This is a genomic window from Streptomyces sp. SolWspMP-5a-2, assembly GCF_900091845.1.
Classification (GTDB): domain Bacteria; phylum Actinomycetota; class Actinomycetes; order Streptomycetales; family Streptomycetaceae; genus Streptomyces; species Streptomyces doudnae.
This window is the reverse complement of sequence record NZ_FMCI01000087.1, coordinates 1-15,850: the sequence shown is the minus strand read 5'-3', so window position 1 is coordinate 15,850 and position 15,850 is coordinate 1. Positions and strand designations below refer to the sequence as shown.

General features: G+C 75.1%; 15 protein-coding genes and 1 riboswitch. Of the genes, 8 read left to right on the top strand and 7 right to left on the bottom strand.

Going from position 1 to position 15,850, the window contains the following annotated elements:
* Nucleotides 1–15 precede the first annotated feature (15 nt).
* The 4 genes from pknB to thiO all read right to left on the bottom strand — a co-directional run bounded on the left by pknB (nt 16) and on the right by thiO (nt 4,166).
* On the bottom strand, nt 16–1,938 hold the full coding sequence (pknB, locus tag GA0115242_RS08330; protein WP_093826146.1) for a Stk1 family PASTA domain-containing Ser/Thr kinase: 1,923 nt from the start codon (nt 1,936–1,938) through the stop codon (nt 16–18).
* Between the two features lie 77 nt (nt 1,939–2,015).
* Nucleotides 2,016–2,810, bottom strand: a complete 795-nt coding sequence (locus tag GA0115242_RS08325) for a thiazole synthase (RefSeq protein WP_093826144.1) — start codon at nt 2,808–2,810, stop codon at nt 2,016–2,018.
* A gap of 4 nt (nt 2,811–2,814) precedes the next feature.
* Entirely contained in the window at nt 2,815–3,015 is a 201-nt protein-coding gene (gene thiS, locus GA0115242_RS08320; RefSeq protein WP_093826142.1) for a sulfur carrier protein ThiS, read from the bottom strand.
* A complete protein-coding gene (thiO, locus tag GA0115242_RS08315; protein WP_093826140.1) occupies nt 3,012–4,166 on the bottom strand; it encodes a glycine oxidase ThiO in 1,155 nt (384 codons plus the stop codon). The genes thiS and thiO overlap by 4 nt, the downstream gene beginning before the upstream one ends.
* Nucleotides 4,164–4,275: riboswitch (TPP riboswitch) on the bottom strand. It overlaps the preceding gene by 3 nt.
* Nucleotides 4,276–4,609: 334 nt before the next feature.
* On the opposite strand from thiO, the gene GA0115242_RS08310 reads away from it, so the two are divergent.
* From GA0115242_RS08310 to GA0115242_RS08290, 5 genes are all read left to right on the top strand, one after another.
* On the top strand, nt 4,610–5,839 hold the full coding sequence (locus tag GA0115242_RS08310; protein WP_093826137.1) for an NAD(P)/FAD-dependent oxidoreductase: 1,230 nt from the start codon (nt 4,610–4,612) through the stop codon (nt 5,837–5,839).
* A 70-nt stretch (nt 5,840–5,909) separates the two neighbouring features.
* A complete protein-coding gene (locus GA0115242_RS08305; protein ID WP_093826134.1) occupies nt 5,910–6,275 on the top strand; it encodes an Rv2175c family DNA-binding protein in 366 nt (121 codons plus the stop codon).
* Nucleotides 6,276–6,975: 700 nt separating this feature from the next.
* Nucleotides 6,976–7,626 carry a thiamine phosphate synthase gene (thiE, locus tag GA0115242_RS08300; protein ID WP_093826130.1) on the top strand — a complete coding sequence of 217 codons (651 nt, stop codon included), beginning with the start codon at nt 6,976–6,978 and terminating at the stop codon, nt 7,624–7,626.
* Between the two features lie 127 nt (nt 7,627–7,753).
* Entirely contained in the window at nt 7,754–8,677 is a 924-nt protein-coding gene (gene metF, locus GA0115242_RS08295; RefSeq protein WP_093826128.1) for a methylenetetrahydrofolate reductase [NAD(P)H], read from the top strand.
* Between the two features lie 56 nt (nt 8,678–8,733).
* Nucleotides 8,734–9,687: an SCO2102 family sporulation regulator gene (locus GA0115242_RS08290; protein WP_093826125.1), complete on the top strand. Its 954-nt coding sequence runs from the start codon at nt 8,734–8,736 to the stop codon at nt 9,685–9,687.
* 13 nt (nt 9,688–9,700) lie between these two features.
* Here the strand turns inward: GA0115242_RS08290 and GA0115242_RS08285 are convergent, their stop codons facing one another.
* The 3 genes from GA0115242_RS08285 to GA0115242_RS08275 form a co-directional block, all read right to left on the bottom strand.
* A complete protein-coding gene (locus tag GA0115242_RS08285; protein WP_093826123.1) occupies nt 9,701–11,194 on the bottom strand; it encodes a phytoene desaturase family protein in 1,494 nt (497 codons plus the stop codon).
* A 46-nt stretch (nt 11,195–11,240) separates the two neighbouring features.
* On the bottom strand, nt 11,241–11,936 hold the full coding sequence (locus GA0115242_RS08280) for a DUF4126 domain-containing protein (protein ID WP_093826121.1): 696 nt from the start codon (nt 11,934–11,936) through the stop codon (nt 11,241–11,243).
* 380 nt (nt 11,937–12,316) lie between these two features.
* Complete coding sequence (locus GA0115242_RS08275; protein WP_093826119.1) at nt 12,317–12,946, bottom strand: TetR/AcrR family transcriptional regulator; 630 nt, start codon at nt 12,944–12,946, stop codon at nt 12,317–12,319.
* Between the two features lie 236 nt (nt 12,947–13,182).
* Between GA0115242_RS08275 and GA0115242_RS08270 the strand changes: the two genes are divergently transcribed.
* The 3 genes from GA0115242_RS08270 (at nt 13,183) to GA0115242_RS08260 (ending at nt 15,489) form a co-directional block, all read left to right on the top strand.
* A complete protein-coding gene (locus tag GA0115242_RS08270) occupies nt 13,183–13,761 on the top strand; it encodes an SAV_6107 family HEPN domain-containing protein (protein WP_093826116.1) in 579 nt (192 codons plus the stop codon).
* Between the two features lie 290 nt (nt 13,762–14,051).
* Nucleotides 14,052–14,822, top strand: coding sequence for a class I SAM-dependent methyltransferase (locus GA0115242_RS08265; RefSeq protein ID WP_093826115.1), 771 nt, complete (start codon nt 14,052–14,054; stop codon nt 14,820–14,822).
* 274 nt (nt 14,823–15,096) lie between these two features.
* On the top strand, nt 15,097–15,489 hold the full coding sequence (locus GA0115242_RS08260) for a DUF3040 domain-containing protein (protein WP_093826113.1): 393 nt from the start codon (nt 15,097–15,099) through the stop codon (nt 15,487–15,489).
* Nucleotides 15,490–15,850 lie beyond the last annotated feature (361 nt).

Below are 15,850 nucleotides of genomic sequence, written 5' to 3'. Positions count from 1 at the left end.
GCCCGGGGCGTCCCGTCACCGGATCTTGAGGGTGATCGTCGACCCCTTGGCCGCCGTCTGCCCGCCCTTGACCGACTGGCCCTTGACGGTGTCGCCGAACAGCCCGAGCAGCCCCCGGTCCTCCTCGACCTGGAACCCGGCGTTCTCCAGCGCGCTGGTGGCGTCGTCCACGCTCTGTCCCACCACGTCCGGGACCTCGACCTGCTCGGGGCCCTTGGAGACCGTCAGCGTCACCGTGTCGCCCTCGGCGAGCTGGCTGTCGGCCCGCGGGCTCTGCGCGGCGACCTGGCCCTTGTCGAACTCGGAGTTGACCTGCGCGGCGGCGACCTTCACCTTCAGGCCCGCGTCCTGCAGCTCCTGCCGGGCGTCCGCCAGGTCCTCGCCCGTGACGTCCGGCACGTCCACCGGGCTGCCCTTGCTGACGGTCAGCGCCACGGCCGCGCCCGCGCGCCGCTCGGTGCCCGCCGCCGGGTCCGTGCCGATCACCGACCCCTTGGCGACGTCCTCGCTGAACTCCCGGGTGACCATGCCCGGTTCGAGCCCGTCCTTCTTCAGCCGCGCCCGCGCCTCGTCGAGGGCGACGCCCCCGAGGCCCGGGACGCGGACGGTCTCGGGGCCGTCGGAGACGACCAGCGCCACCGGCGCGTGGTCGCGCACCCGGCTGCCGGGCTTCGGGTCGGTGCTGATGACCGTGCCCCGGTCCACCGTGTCGCTGTAGCGGTGGGTGACCTCGCCGAGCTTCAGCCCGGCGTCCGACAGCTTCTTCCCGGCCTCGCTCTGCGTCTTCGCCAGCACCGGGGGGACCTTCGTGAACTGGCCGGAGTTGATGTACCACACGCCCGTGGAGACGCCCAGCACCAGCAGCACGACGATCACGAGGGCCAGCGGCCCGCGCCGCCTGCCGCCCGGTCCGCGGCGCCGGGGCGGCAGCGGCGCGGGCGACTCCAGGACGCTGGTGTGCAGCACCTCGGAGCCGTCCTCGCCGGGCCGGCCCAGCGGGACGGTCAGCGACCGCGGGATGACGCTCGTGCGGTCCTCGGAGCCGTCCCGGTCGCCCTCGGTCGCCCGCGGCGGCACCGCGTCCAGCTGCTCCTCGGTCAGCGCGGCGCGGGCCTCACGGGCCACCGCGAGCAGCGCCACCGCGTCGTACGGGCGCGACTCGGGGGCGCGCGCGGTGGCCGCCGCGGTCAGCTCGTCCAGCGGGCCCGCCAGCCCCGGCACGGCGGCCGACGGCGGCGGCACGTCCTCGTGGATGTGCTTGTAGAGGACGACGGCGGGGGAGTCCCCGGCGTGCGGGCGGTCGCCGGTCAGCATCTCGTAGAGGACGACACCGCACGCGTACACGTCGGCCCGCGGATCGGAGGTGCCGTGTTCTATCTGCTCCGGGGCGAGGTAGGAGACCGTGCCCAGGACGGTGTCGTTGGTGTGGGTGACCGTGTCCATCGAGCGCACCAGGCCGAAGTCGGCGACCTTGACCCGGCCGTCGTCCCCGATCAGCACGTTCTCCGGCTTCATGTCCCGGTGCACGAACCCGGCCCGGTGCGCGGCGCCCAGCGCGGCCAGCACCGGCTCCAGGATGTCCAGCGCGGCCCGCGGGCGCAGCGCGCCGCGCTCGCGCAGCACGTCCCGCAGGGTGCAGCCCGCCACGTACTCCATGGCGAGGTACACGTACGTGCCGTCCGTGCCCTGGTCGAAGACCTGCACCACGTTCGGGTGGGCGAGCCGGGCGACCGACTTCGCCTCCCGGATGAACCGGTCGACGAAGGTGCCGTCGGCGGCCAGCGCCGGGTGCATCACCTTGACCGCGAGCACGCGGTCCAGGCGGGTGTCCAGGGCCCGGTAGACCGTGGCCATCCCGCCGACCGCGATCCGCGCGTCCACGCGGTAGCGCCCGTCGAGCACCTGCCCGACCAGAGGGTCCTGAAGGGTCGTATCCACGCAGATGAGTCTACGAGCCGCCACCGACAGGGCCCCCGGCTCCGGGCCGTCCCGGGACGAATGCAGCAGAGCTGTGACTAGAACGCGGGGCGTTCGGGATCCAGCCGGGCCCGCCCCTCGTGCGGCGAGGAGGCCCGCGCGAAGTGCCGCCTGGGGATGCGTCCGGCCCGGTGGGCGAGGCGTCCGGCCTCCACCGCGTGCCGCATCGCGTCCGCCATCAGGCGCGGTTCCTGGGCCCGGGTCACCGCTGAGGCGAGCATCACACCCGCGCACCCCAGCTCCATGGCGAACGCCGCGTCCGACGCCGTCCCCGCGCCCGCGTCCAGGATCACCGGTACGCGCGCGTGCTCGACGATCAGCTCGAAGTTGTGCGGGTTGCGGATGCCGAGCCCGGAGCCGATGGGCGAACCGAGCGGCATCACCGCCGCGCACCCCACGTCCTCCAGCTTCCGCGCCAGGACCGGGTCGTCGTTGGTGTACGGCAGCACCGTGAAGCCGTCGTCGACGAGGGTCTCGGCCGCGTCCAGCAGCTCGATCGGGTCCGGCAGCAGGGTCCGCTCGTCGGCGACGACCTCCAGCTTGACCAGGTCGGTGCCGAGCGCCTCCCGGGCCAGCCGGGCGGTGAGGACCGCCTCCCCCGCGGTGAAGCAGCCCGCGGTGTTGGGCAGCACCGTGATCCCCAGCCGCTCCAGGACGGAGAGCACCGAGCCGCGCACCGTGGGGTCGACCCGGCGCATCGCGACCGTGGTCAGCTCGGTGCCTGACGCCACCAGGGCCCGCTCCAGGACCTGCAGCCCGGGGGCACCGCCGGTGCCCATGATCAGACGGGACGCGAAGGACGCGCCGCCCAGGACGAGCGGGTCGTCGGCCATCGGTTCAGCCTCCCTGGACGGCGGTCAGGATCTCGACCCGGTCGCCCTCGCGCAGCGGGGTCGACGGCCACGCGGCGCGCGGGACGACGGTCTCGTTGAGGGCGGCGGCCACCCCGGAGGGCGCCGGGGCCAGCGCCCGGACGACGCTGTCCAGCGCGGTGCCCGGCGCGAGGGCCGTCGGCTCGCCGTTGACCAGGACGTTCATACGGGCAGCTCCGAACGGGAGAAACGCAGGGGCGTGAACGGGCGGGCCTCGTCAGGGAGTTCCCCGCAGGCCAGGGCATGGGCGAGGGCGTCGCCGGTGACCGGGGTCAGCAGCACGCCGTTGCGGTGGTGCCCGGTGGCCAGCAGCAGCCCGTCCAGGCCGGTGGGACCGAGCAGCGGCGCGTTGTCCGGGGAGCACGGGCGCAGACCGGCCAGCGTCTCGGTCAGCGGCAGCTCGGTGATGCCGGGCACCAGCTCGTGGGCGTCCCGCAGCAGCTCGTACACGCCCCCCGCGGTGACGGTGGTGTCCCAGCCCAGTTCCTCGCTGGTCGCGCCGATCACCAGCTCGCCGTTCTCGCGGGGCACCAGGTACACGTGGCTGCCGCGCACCACGGCCCGCACCGTGCGGCTCAGGAACGGCGCGTACCGCTCGGGCACCGTCAGCCGCACCACCTGCCCCTTCACCGGCCGCACCGGCGGCAGCACCGGCTCGGGGACGCCCGCCAGCCGCCCGCTGAGGCTGCCGCCCGCCAGCACCACCTGACCCGCGGCCAGCGCGGTGCCGTCCGCCGCGGTCACCCCGGCGGCCCGGTCCCGCACCACGTCCAGGCGCTCGGCCCAGCTCCGGTGGAGGACCACCCCGGCCCGCTCGCAGGCGGTGAGCAGGGCGCGGGCCAGCCTGCGCGGGTCGATCTGGTGGTCGCCGTCCACCCGGAGCCCGCCGCGCACCCCGGGCGCGAGCATCGGTTCCAGCCGCCGGCACTCCCGCCCCGACAGCCACTCCGACGCCAGCCCCGAGCGCCGCTGGAGGGCGTGCAGGTCCCGCAGATGGGCGCGGTCGTCGGCGTCCAGGGCGACCGCGAGGGTGCCGCAGCGCCGGTAACCGAGGTCCTGGCCCGTGACGTCGGCCAGCTCCGCCGCGAAGTCCGGATACCGCTCCGCCGACGCCAGGTTCAGCCCCAGCAGCGTCTGCTCGCCGTAGTGCAGTTCCGTGACGGCGGCGAGCATCCCGGCGGCGACCCGCGCGGCGCCGCGGCCCGGCTCGGGGTCCGCCACGGTGACGGAGAACCCGCGCAGCGCGGCCCGCCACGCCGTGACCAGACCGATGATCCCGCCCCCGACCACGAGGACGTCCGAGGTACGTGACGACATGGGCGTCGAGCCCCTCCCTTCGCCGGCATGACCCGGATCAGGTTCGTACGGTCGGAGGCCGCCAGCCTCCCTCTCAGCCCGGTGCGTCCGGGCTCCCGCGAGTGCGTGTACGCCCGCCACCCTAGCCCGTGGCCCGGCGGCCGGGTAAGGGAGTCCGGACGCGCGGCACCGGGAGATCAAGACCACAGGGCGCTGACGTCGTGCGCGGCCCCGCGCTGGGTACCCGAGAGGGAGACCGACTGGACTCCCGCCGCGCGCGGCACCCGTCCGCCGGTGCCACGCCCCCGGGCGCCGCGCGCCGCCGGTCGCGGCACCGCGGCGGCGGGCGCGAGTGAGGAGACCTGCGCATGGACGTCACGGGCGGACCGAGGGACCAGTCGAGCGGAGCGGGTCACGGGCCCGGGGCGCAGACTGACGGTCCGTCAGGTGACTATGGTGATCCGGTGAGCGAGCAGACGCAGCAACGGACGACTCCGGCCGGGCGCCGAGTCGTCGTGGTCGGCGCGGGCATGGCCGGGGTGCAGACCGCCGTCGCCCTGCGCGAACAGGGCTTCACCGGCACCGTGACACTGATCGGGGCCGAACCCCACCCGCCCTACGACCGGCCGCCGCTCTCCAAGGCCGTCCTGCTCGGCAAGGCCGACGGCGCCGCCTTCGACGTCGACTTCGCCGCCCTCGGCATCGAGCTGCGGCTCGGCGAGGAGGTCCGCGCCGTCCGCCCCGCCGACCACGAGGTCGACACCGCGTCCGGACCCGTGCCCTACGACGCCCTGGTGCTGGCCACCGGTGCCGAACCGATCCGCCTGCCCGGCACCGAGGACGTGCCCGGCGTCCACCTGCTGCGCACCCTCGACGACGCCGAACGGCTGCGGCCCGTCCTCGCGGACCAGCGCGACGTCGTGGTCGTCGGCGCGGGCTGGATCGGCGCCGAGTTCGCCACCGCCGCACGCGAGGCGGGCTGCGCGGTCACCGTCGTGGAGGCCGCCGACCGGCCGCTCGCCGGAGCCCTGCCCGCCGAGGTGGCCGCCCCCATGACCGGCTGGTACGCCGACGCGGGCGTCGTCCTGCGCACCCACGCGCGCGTGGCCCGCGTCGAGCCCGGCACGGTCGTCCTGGACGACGGCACCCGCCTGCCCGCGGGCGCCGTCGTGGTCGGCGTCGGCGCCCGCCCGGCCACCGGCGTGCTGACCGGCTCGGGGATCGCCCTCGGCGCGCACGGCGAGATCGTCGCCGACGACCGGCTGCGCGCCTCGGCCCCGGACGTCCACGCGGTCGGCGACTGCGCCTCCTTCCCGTCCGCGCGCTACGGCGAACGCCTGCTGGTGCACCACTGGGACAACGCCCTCCAGGGCCCGCGCACGGTCGCGGCCGACATCCTGGGCGAGGCGCCGGTCGCCTACGACCCCGTCCCGTACTTCTGGTCCGAGCAGTTCGGCCGCTTCGTGCAGTACGCGGGCCACCACGCGGGCGCCGACACCTTCCTGTGGCGCGGCGACCCCGCCGGACCCGCCTGGTCCGTCTGCTGGTTGCGCGGGGGCAGGCTGGTCGCCCTGCTGGCGGTGGGCCGCCCCCGCGACCTCGCCCAGGGCCGCAGACTGATCGAGGCGGGCGCCGCCATGGACCCCGCCCTGCTCGCCGACCACGCCCGCCCGCTGAAGGCGGCGACGCTCTGAACCGCCCGGAAAGACGCAGGTCACGGGGGTCCGGCTTCCGACTGTCAGTGGGAGATGGCAGGCTTGTCCCGTGACCGAGATTGACGCAAGGATCGATGCTCTCGTCCCCGCCTGGCTCACCCTGCCCGACATCGCCGAACAGCTCGGTGTCGAGGTGACCCGGGTGCGGCAGCTCGTGAAGGACGGCCAGGTGATCGCCGTACGCCGGGGTGAGAACCGCGCGCTGCACGTCCCCGCCGCCTTCATCGACGGGGACAAGGTCGTCAAGGGCCTCACCGGGACCCTGACGCTGCTGCGGGACGACGGCTTCACGCCCGACGAGATGATCGAATGGCTCTTCACCCCCGACCCGACCCTGCCCGGCACGCCCGCGCAGGCGCTCAGCGAGAACCGCGGGACGGAGGTGAAGCGCCGCGCCCAGGCGCTCGCCGTCTGACCTGAACACCGCCCGACGGCACGGCCCGGGGCCACCAGGCCCCGGGACGCCGAGCGGTGCGGCTCCGGTCGACGGCCGCGCGCGGCGTCCACGAGCGACGAGCGCGCGTTCCGCCGTCCGGCGCCCCAGTCGCCCGGCAATCGTCGTCGTGCGGGTGCCGTCCCGCAGGTGGCGCCGCGCACGCGCCGTCCGCGCTCCGGTCGGCCGCCCGTCGCGAGCCTGCGCCGCGCCCTGGGTTCTCCGTCCGTGAAGGGTCCGCCCTGTGTTCCGGGGTTCCCGCCTGCCGGGCACGCCCTGCGGCACGGCCGCCGTGGCCGTCGTCCCACGCGCCGGGCGTCCGACGCGTCAGGGTCCGGGTGTCGGCCGTGAGGCGGGGGTGGCCACCGGCGAGTGCCCGCCGGGCCCTCGCAGTCGGGGGTCGCGGGTCGGGGCGGTGTGCTCACGGGCGGTGCCAGTGCCCGGTCCTCGCAGGCGCGGAGCGCGGGGCCTTGCTGGGCTCGGCCGTCTTGTGCGTGTCGCCCGGTCCTCGCACGCGCGGAGCGCGGCACCCGTACCCTCGGCCAGCGGGCGTCACGAACGCCCGGTCCGCGCACGTGCGGAGCGCGGATCTCCGTGCCCGGCCGGACGCGCCACGACGACTCCCGGTCCCCGCCCGCGCGGACCGCAGACCACCACGGACCTTCCACGGGGGAGACCAGCCATGCCCGACGCCGCCCGCGACCAGCTCGCCGACGCCCGCCTCTACCTGTGCACCGACGCCCGCAGGCGCCAGGGTGACCTCGCGGAGTTCCTCGACACCGTGCTGGCCGCCGGAGTCGACATCGTGCAGCTCCGGGACAAGGGCATCGAGGCCGCCGAGGAGCTGGAACTGCTGAAGATCCTCTCCGACGCCTGCGCCCGGCACGGGAGGCTGGCCGCGGTCAACGACCGGGCCGACGTCGCCCACGCGGCCGGTGCCGGGGTCCTGCACCTCGGCCAGGGCGACCTCCCGGTCCCCGCCGCCCGCGCGATCCTCGGCGACGGCATCCTCATCGGCCGCTCCACGCACGCCGTCCCCGAGGCGGCCGCCGCGGCCGTCCAGCCCGGCGTGGACTACTTCTGCACCGGCCCCTGCTGGCCCACCCCCACCAAGCCCGGCCGGACCGCCCCCGGCCTCGACCTGGTCCGCGCCACCGCCGCCCTCGGCACCGACCGGCCCTGGTTCGCCATCGGTGGCATCGACCTCGGCAACCTCGACGAGGTGCTGGCCGCCGGGGCCCGCCGGGTCGTGGTGGTCCGCGCGATCACCGAGGCGGCCGACCCGGGCGCCGCCGCGGCGGAGTTCGCCGAGCGGCTGCGCGCGACCGTGTGACGGGCGGGCCCGCCCTCCGCGGGTCTCCGGACGCCGGGGTGTCCGAGGAGTGGACAACAAGTCCGCAAATCCGGCAAATCACCGCCGCCCGGTTGGGTGACCGCCGTCCCCTGGCTAACCTGCGAGTATGGCCCTCGGAACCGCATCCACCAGGACGGACCACGCACGCACCGTGCGTGACATGCTCGCGGCCGGTGAGACGACGTACTCCTTCGAGTTCTGGGCTCCCAAGACGGAGAAGGGCGAGCGCAACCTCTGGAACGCGCTGCGCCGGGTCGAGGCGGTGGCCCCCAGCTTCGTCTCCGTGACGTACGGGGCGGGCGGCTCCACCCGCTCGGGCACCGTCCGGGCCACCGAGCGGATCGCCGCCGACAGCACCCTCACCCCGGTCGCGCACCTCACCGCCGTCAACCACTCCGTCGCCGAACTGCGCAACATCATCGGGCAGTACGCCGACGCGGGCATCCGCAACATGCTCGCCGTGCGCGGCGACCCGCCCGGCGACCCCATGGGCGACTGGGTCCCGCACCCCGAAGGCCTCACCTACGCCGCCGAACTGGTGCGTCTCATCAAGGAGTCGGGGGACTTCTGCGTCGGCGTCGCCGCCTTCCCCGAGCGGCACCCGCGCTCCACGGACTGGGACACGGACATCGCCCACTTCGTCGACAAGTGCCGGGCGGGCGCCGACTACGCCATCACACAGATGTTCTTCCGGCCCGAGTCCTATCTGCGGCTGCGCGACCGGGTCGCCGCGGCGGGCTGCGAGACGCCGCTGATCCCCGAGGTCATGCCGGTGACGAGTGTGAAGATGCTGGAACGTCTGCCACAACTCAGCAACGCCGCTGTCCCGTCCGTCCTGAAAGAGCGGATCCTCACAGCGAAAGACGATCCGGCGGCTGTACGCTCCTTGGGAATCGAGTTCGCCACCGAGTTCTGCGCGCGACTGCTGGCCGAGGGAGTTCCCGGGCTGCACTTCATCACGCTCAACAACTCCACGGCGACACTGGAAATCCACGAGAACCTGGGCCTGCACCACCCCCCGCGGGCCTAGACCGGCCGCGCGGACATACGACACACTGCGTAGCGGCCACTGGGAGAGGGGCGTACATGGGCTGGACGGTCCTCTACATCGCGTTCGGCATCGTCGCGCTGTGGCTGCTCGGTGAGGTGCTGCTGCAGTACAAGGCACGGCTGCGCTGGCGGCTGCTGGCCTTCGGCGGCTTCCTCGGCGTGGTCATCGGCGTCCTGATCCCCGCCGTGGTCGTGATCGCCCTCGGCGCCATCGCCTTCGCGGTCGGCCAGACCTACGTCACCCTCTCCTTCCGGCGCGGCTTCGAGTCCGGCTGGGCGGTCAGGGGCCCGGAGAGCGACGGCGGCAGCAAGCGCCGCCGCGGCGAACCGGACCACGACGACGACCTGCCCCCGGACGGACCGGGACCGGAGCGGCCGGAGCCCGGCCACCGCGAGGACGACGGCTACGGCCGGTCCTTCGGCTCCGAGAGCGAGTTCGACCGCGACGACGTCTTCACCCCGGCCCGCTCCGCGCAGAGCGCCGCCGAGACCACCGCCGTCTACGAGCCGCAGCCGATGCCCGACGACACCGGCTCCTACGGCGTCTACAACGACAACGGGTACGGCGGCCAGTCCCAGGAGCAGTACGCCAACGCCGCCCAGAACAGCGCCGACCAGGGCTACGGCTACGACGGCTACACCGGCTACGACCAGCAGCAGTACGGCTACGACGCCACCGGCCAGCAGCAGTACGCGGCCTACTCCGACCCGTACATCGGCACCCAGACCTACGGCGGCTACGACACCGGCTACGGCCAGTACGACCAGCAGCAGGGCTACGGCCAGGACCAGTACCAGGCCGGTGGCTACGGCGCCGAGACCCCGCCCGGCGGTGTCTGGGTGCCGCAGCAGCGCGCCGACGACTCCTACGGCGGTGAACTCCCGCCGGAGCAGCAGTACCCGTACCAGGGCGACCAGCGCGACCAGCAGCACAACGGGCAGAACCAGCAGCACAACAGCGGCTACGACGGGCAGCAGTACCGCTTCTGACCCGCGCCCCGGGTCACTGCGAGCCGCGGAACCCGGGCCCCTCCACGATCAGCCCGGCCACCAGCGCGCCCGACATGCCCGCGTGCGGCAGACCGCCCCCCGGGTGCGACCAGCCGCCGACCCCGAACAGGCCGGGCAGCGCGGTGCCGTTGGCCGGATGCAGCAGACGGCCCCGCGACGCCGCGAGCGAGGGCGCCGGGACGCCCCCGAACTCCGCGCCGGTCTCCCGGGCGGTCTCCAGGGGGGTGCGCACCTCGCGCCAGAGCGTGCGCTCCCGCAGCCCCGGTACGGCACGCTCGGCGGCGGCGACCATCCGGTCCGCGACGGCGTCCGCGGCCCCCGGCGCGCTCCAGTCGTGGTGGGCCCCGGACGGGACGGTCGCCGTCAGCACCACCGACTCGTGCGCGTCGTCCGGGCGCAGCGCCGGGTCGTCCGGCCGGTCGACGCGGACCGTGGGCCGCTCGGACGGCGTGCCGTCGAAGAGGGCCAACTCGGCGGCCCGGTCGGGGGCGTGCACCACCGTCCGGTGCGCGGTACCCGCCGGACGCCCGCCGCGCAGGGCCAGACAGACCACCACCCGGCCCGGCACCCCGCCCTCCACTACCGGCCCCACCGCGTCCGCGCCAGGCGCCTCTACGCCCAGACGCCAGGGCGCGACGCCCACGACGGTGTCCGCCTCCACGACGGTGCCGTCCGCCAGTGCGAGGCCCGCTGCCCTGCCGTCCTTCTCCACCACCTCGCGCACCTCGGCCCCGAAGTGGAACGCGACCCGGCGGGCCAGGCACCGCTCGTGCACGGCCCGCGCCAGCTCCCGCATCCCACCGCGCACGTACCAGGTGCCGAAGGCGTGGTCCAGATACGGCAGGACGGCCGCGGCGGCCGGAGCGGTCCGCGGATCGAGCCCGTACCCGAGGGCGTGACTCTCCAGGAGCGCGGCCAGCCGGGGATCGCGCAGCTCCCAGGCGCCGATCTCGGCGAGGGTGGCGGCCCGCCGGGTGCGCAGCAGCCGCTTGTGCGGCACCGACGGATAGGGCTCGCGCTCGGCCAGCACCCGCCAGTCGGACCACAGGGGCTCCTCCAGGAGCGGGCGCCTGGTGCGGTCCCACGCCTCCCGGGCGCGCACCAGGAAGTCGCCCCAGCGTTCGCCCGCGCCCGCGCCGAGCGCCTCGTCCAGCGCGGTGACGGCGCCCGCGCGGGACGCGTTCGGCAGGGTGGCGTCGGTGCCGTCCGCGAAGACGTGCCGGGCGGCCGGGTCGACCTGGACCAGGTCGACGCACGCCTCGAGCGGCTCCTTGCCGGTCTTCACGAACAGGTCCCGCCAGACGGCGGGCAGCGGCAGCAGACCGGGACCGGTGTCGAAGGCGAAGCCGTCCCGCTCGAAGCGGCGCAGCGCGCCGCCGTAGGTCTCCGTGCGCTCGTACACCGCCACCCGGTGGCCCGCGACGGCCAGCCGGGCGGCGGCCGCCATCGCGCCCATGCCGGCGCCGATCACCGCAATGCGTCCCATGGCGGCGACTGTACCGACCGCCACTGACAGTCACGGCCGCGGGACGTCACCCCGGCGGCGGTCCCGCCCTCCCCGACCTGCGCGACCCCCTGCGCGCGACGGCCCCGGCGGGCTGCCCCTCCTCCTCCGGCGGGCCGCTGCCGCCGGGCCGCCGGGAGAGCGCGCGCTCCTCGCGGCGACGGGCCCTGCGGCGCAGATAGCGGCGGATGCGGGAGATCAGGAGGACCAGCACCACCAGACCCGCCGCGAGCAGCACGCCCGCGATCACCGCCGCCGCCACCGGATGGAACATCGCGAACGTGACGACCCCGCCGACCCCGAGGTCCTCCGCGATGCTCAGCACCACGTTGGTGAACGGCTCGGGCGAGGTGTTCACGGCCATCCGGGTGCCGCTCTTGACGGCGTGGCTCGCCAGCGCCGTCGAACCGCCGAGCAGGCCCGCGGCCACGTCCGGGAGCGAGCCGCTCTGCCCGGCCAGCAGCGCCCCGATCCAGGCACCGGCCAGCGGCCTGACCACGGTGTGCACGGTGTCCCAGAAGGAGTCGAGGTAGGGGATCTTGTCGGCGACCGACTCGCACAGGAAGAGGACACCGGCCGCGATGAGGACCTCGGGGCGCTGGAGGGTCTGCGGGATGTCGTCGCTGAGACCGGTCGCGCCGAAGACGCCGAGCAGCAGCACCACCGCGTAGGCGTTGACGCCGCTGGCCCAGCCGCTCGTGAAGACCAGGGGGAGTACGGACACGCAGGCGATCGTAACCAGTGCGCGCCCCCGCGTCCTGGGGCCGGGCGCACAGGGCTGAGTACCCGTACCTAGACGGAGAGATGAGTAGGCGGGCGGATGGGCCGCGACCTGCGGGGACGAGAGAGTGGGGACCACGGAGAGGGGCCACGGCCCCGGTACCGGCGTCACGGGGCGCCGGAACGGGAACCGGCCCGCGATCCGCTCCTTCCGCCGGCGCACGCCGTCGGAAGCGAGACGGGGGAACGGTACGGGGGAGACCGTACGGGGGAGCAGGGAAGGCGCCGGTCGGGGGCGGCCCGCGGGGGACGCGGCCACCACGGACCGGCGCCTTCCCGCGTCCGGTCCCGCCCGGTGGGCCCTCCTGCCGTCGCCCGGCCGGTTCAGCGGCCGCCGGTCACGCTTCCCTGGAGCAGCCGGGACAGCGCCGCGTGGACGTCGTCCAGGGAGCGTTCCGGCTGGAACGACTGCCAGTCGAGCGCGGCCACCAGGACCATCCCGACCAGCGCCGCCGCCGTCAGCCTGACGTCGATGCCCGCGTCGAACTCGCCGCTGTCCACCCCCGCCCGCAGCACGTCCTCCACCGCGGTGTTGACCTGCCCGCGCACCACCATGAGCGTGGGCTGCCAGGACCGGTTGGTGCGCCACAGCTCCGCCACGTACAGCTGCGTGAAGGCCGGGTAACCGGCGATGAAGCCCAGCCCCGCGCGGATCATCGCGTCCAGGGCGTCGACCGTGCCGCCGCCCCGCCGCGCGGACTCCTCGGCCGCCTCCCGCAGCGAGGCGGCCAGCAGCCCGACGCCGTGCCGCAGCAGCTCCTCGAAGAGGACGGACTTGCTGGCGAAGTTGTAGTAGACGGTGCCCTTGGCGACCCCGGCCCGCTCGGCGATCTCGTCCACGGTGGTGGCGGAGAAGCCCTGTTCGGCTATGAGCGTGACGGCCGCCTCGTAGAGCTTCTGCCGGGTGGCCTCGCGGCGCGTGCCGCCGCCCGAGGGGGCGCTGGTGCTTTCCATGGCCCCGATTGTCACAGGAACCGAACGGCCGGATGACCGCGCCGGCACGCACCGGGCGAGGGGGCGGCGCGGGCCCCCGCGCGGCCGGTCCGCTCCCGGCCCCGCGGACCGGCGGGACAGGTGTCGGAACCCGGCGATCGTCACGAAAGCGCAGGTCGGAACGGATTGTCAGTGCCATATCGCACGATGGGCACATACGGCCACCGAGCCGTCACGTTGACGACAGGAGGTTCGTCATGGCCAGGTTCCACGAGACCGCCGCACGACGACACCGCGCCATCGGCCCTGCCCCCTCACCGACCGGTCCCGCGAGCGACGTGCACCCCGTCCTCCGCCGGGCCACCGCCCCGCCCGCCGCCCTCGATCTGCTCGCCCAGGCCCGCGCCGGCCTGGACGAGGCGGCCGGCCTGGAGACGGCGAACGAGCGCTACGCCATCGCGCACCTCGCCGCCCTGCGCACCGCGGCCGCCGTGCTCGCCGCGCGCGGACGCCCCGAGCCCGTCTCCCGGCGCCGCGCCCGGATCCGCAGCGCCTGGGAGGTCCTGCCGGAGATCGTCCCCGAACTCACCGAGTGGAGCGCCCTGTTCGCGTCCGGCGCCCACCGCAGGGCCCGTGCCGAGGCGGGCATCCAGGGCGCGGCCAGCCGCCGGGACGCGGACGACCTCATACGCGACGTGGCGATGTTCCTGCGCCTCGTCGAGCGGATGCTCGTCCTCCAGCCCGTCCTGCCCCAGCCCCGGCCGGACGGCGACACCACCCGGGCCCGCCCCGACGGAGCGTCCGGCAGGGGGAGGGAGTACCCGGACGCGGGCTGAACGGACCCCCGGGGCCGCGCGCGGGTCCACCGCCCCGCCTCGGCGGCGGGGCGGGCCGGGACGGTGGGATCGGCCGAGCCCGTCGGAAGGGCCCGCGGAGGGCTCCGTCAGGGCCCCGTGGTGTCCGGCCCGCGAGACGTGCCGGTGGCGCGGTGCCGGGATGACCAGGCGCGGGGGACGAGGCCATAGGGTGGAGAACGCCTGTCGCCTCCCCTCCCGCACCCTGCCGGGGAGGCATCCCGATCGCTCCGCCGTGCCAGTGGCGGTGCCGCGCCGAGGAGTCAACTGCCGTGCCGGACCCGATGCGCCCCCGCGCCTCTCTCCGTACCGCCGTGGTCTGGGACGTCCTGCAGGACGCCCTCGACCGCCGGGTCAAGGCCACGGGACGCGAGTCGCTCGACGTCCTCGACACCGGGGGCGGCAGCGGCAACTTCGCGGTGCCCGTCGCCCGCCTCGGGCACCGCGTCACCGTCGTCGACCCCAGCCCCAACGCCCTCTTCGCGCTGGAGCGCCGGGCCGCCGAGGCCGAGGTCGCCGACCGGGTCCGCGGCGTCCAGGGCGACACCCACGGCCTCTTCGACGTCGTCGGGCGCGGCGGCTACGACGCGGTCCTCTGCCACGGCGTCCTGGAGTACGTCGACGACCCCGCGGAGGGGGTGCGCAACGCGGTCGCCGCGCTGCGCCCCGAGGGTGTCCTCAGCCTCCTCGCAGCCGGTCTCGGCGGCGCCGTGCTGGCCCGCGCCCTCGCCGGACACTTCACGGAGGCCCGGCAGGCCCTCGGCGACCCGGACGGCCGCTGGGGCGACGGCGACCCCGTGCCGCACCGCTTCACCGCCGAGCAGCTCGCCGGACTGGTCGAGGGCGCGGGGCTGCGGGTCGGCGCGGTGCACGGCGTGCGGGTCTTCGCCGACCTGGTGCCCGGGGTCCTCGTGGACACCGAGCCCGGCGCGCTGGAGGCCCTGCTCAAGCTGGAGGAGACGGCGGCGGCGCTGCCCGCGTTCCACGCGGTGGCCACGCAGCTTCATGTGCTCGGTGAGGCCCAGGGGGCGGCCGGGGCCTGAGCGCCCGCCCGCGCGGCGCCGCTGATCAGGTACTTGGCTGCACATGGAGTACGCCACAGGCCCCCCGATCGGGCGTTCGGCGCCGTATGATCGAGGGAGACCGGTCGGCATGACGGGTCGGCCGCTGGGGAATGGAAGATTCAGCGGCCGGGACGTCATGGCGGTACCGGTTGGCCAATTGGCGTAGAGGGGCGGGTTTCACGGGGGCGATTCCCTGCCTATCCTTAAGGGACCCCCCGGGTCGCCCCGGCGACTGCACGATGAGGAGGACTCCGTGCCGCTCTCGGAGCACGAGCAGCGCATGCTCGAGCAGATGGAGCGAGCGCTGTACGCCGAAGATCCCAAGTTCGCGTCGGCGCTTGAGGGAAGCGGGCTGCGCACGTACACCCGGCGTCGGGTCTACCAGGCGGTCGCGGGCTTCCTCGTCGGTATCGCGCTCCTCATGGCCGGCATGGTGGCCAAGCAGGTCTGGCTCAGCGTGGTCGGCTTCCTGGTCATGCTCGGCTGTGCGGTCCTCGCGGTCACCGGATGGCGCAAGGCCCCCAAGCCGGGTGAGCAGCCGGCCAACGGCGCCCCGCAGGCACGCGGCCAGGGACGGCAGCGGCGCTCGATGATGGACCGCATCGAGGAGCGCTGGCAGCGCCGCCGCGACGAACAGGGCCAGTAGCGCGCTCGGACGAGAACGACGCGAGGGTGATCTCCCGACAGCACGGGGAGGTCACCCTTTCGCGTCGGCACCGGGGCCCTGCCGGGCGCCGCGGGCCGTCCTGACCCCGGCCGCGGGCGTCACCGCCGTCCCGGAGCACGCGTGAGCCACTCTTTTCGGCCGACCTCGGCGACTTGGCCCAGGCGGTCCCAGCCCCGGCGACTCGACCTCGGCGATCCGGCCCCGCCCCGGCGCCCTGATCTCGGCGACTCGGCCCCAGCGATCCGATCTCGGCGCCCCGGCCCCAGCGATCCGGTCTCGGCGCTCCGGCCTCGGCGACTCGGCCCCAGCGATCCGGTCTCGGCGGCCCGGCCCTCGGCGA

Bases quoted from the DNA above. Each gene is read 5' to 3' on its own strand.
- GA0115242_RS08290 (WP_093826125.1), top strand. From the start codon at position 8,734: ATGGGCTGGACGGTCCTCTACATCGCGTTCGGCATCGTCGCGCTGTGG.
- GA0115242_RS08285 (WP_093826123.1), bottom strand. From the start codon at position 11,194: ATGGGACGCATTGCGGTGATCGGCGCCGGCATGGGCGCGATGGCGGCC.
- GA0115242_RS08275 (WP_093826119.1), bottom strand. From the start codon at position 12,946: ATGGAAAGCACCAGCGCCCCCTCGGGCGGCGGCACGCGCCGCGAGGCC.
- GA0115242_RS08270 (WP_093826116.1), top strand. From the start codon at position 13,183: ATGGCCAGGTTCCACGAGACCGCCGCACGACGACACCGCGCCATCGGC.
- thiE (WP_093826130.1), top strand. From the start codon at position 6,976: ATGCCCGACGCCGCCCGCGACCAGCTCGCCGACGCCCGCCTCTACCTG.
- metF (WP_093826128.1), top strand. From the start codon at position 7,754: ATGGCCCTCGGAACCGCATCCACCAGGACGGACCACGCACGCACCGTG.
- GA0115242_RS08325 (WP_093826144.1), bottom strand. From the start codon at position 2,810: ATGGCCGACGACCCGCTCGTCCTGGGCGGCGCGTCCTTCGCGTCCCGT.
- thiS (WP_093826142.1), bottom strand. From the start codon at position 3,015: ATGAACGTCCTGGTCAACGGCGAGCCGACGGCCCTCGCGCCGGGCACC.
- thiO (WP_093826140.1), bottom strand. From the start codon at position 4,166: ATGTCGTCACGTACCTCGGACGTCCTCGTGGTCGGGGGCGGGATCATC.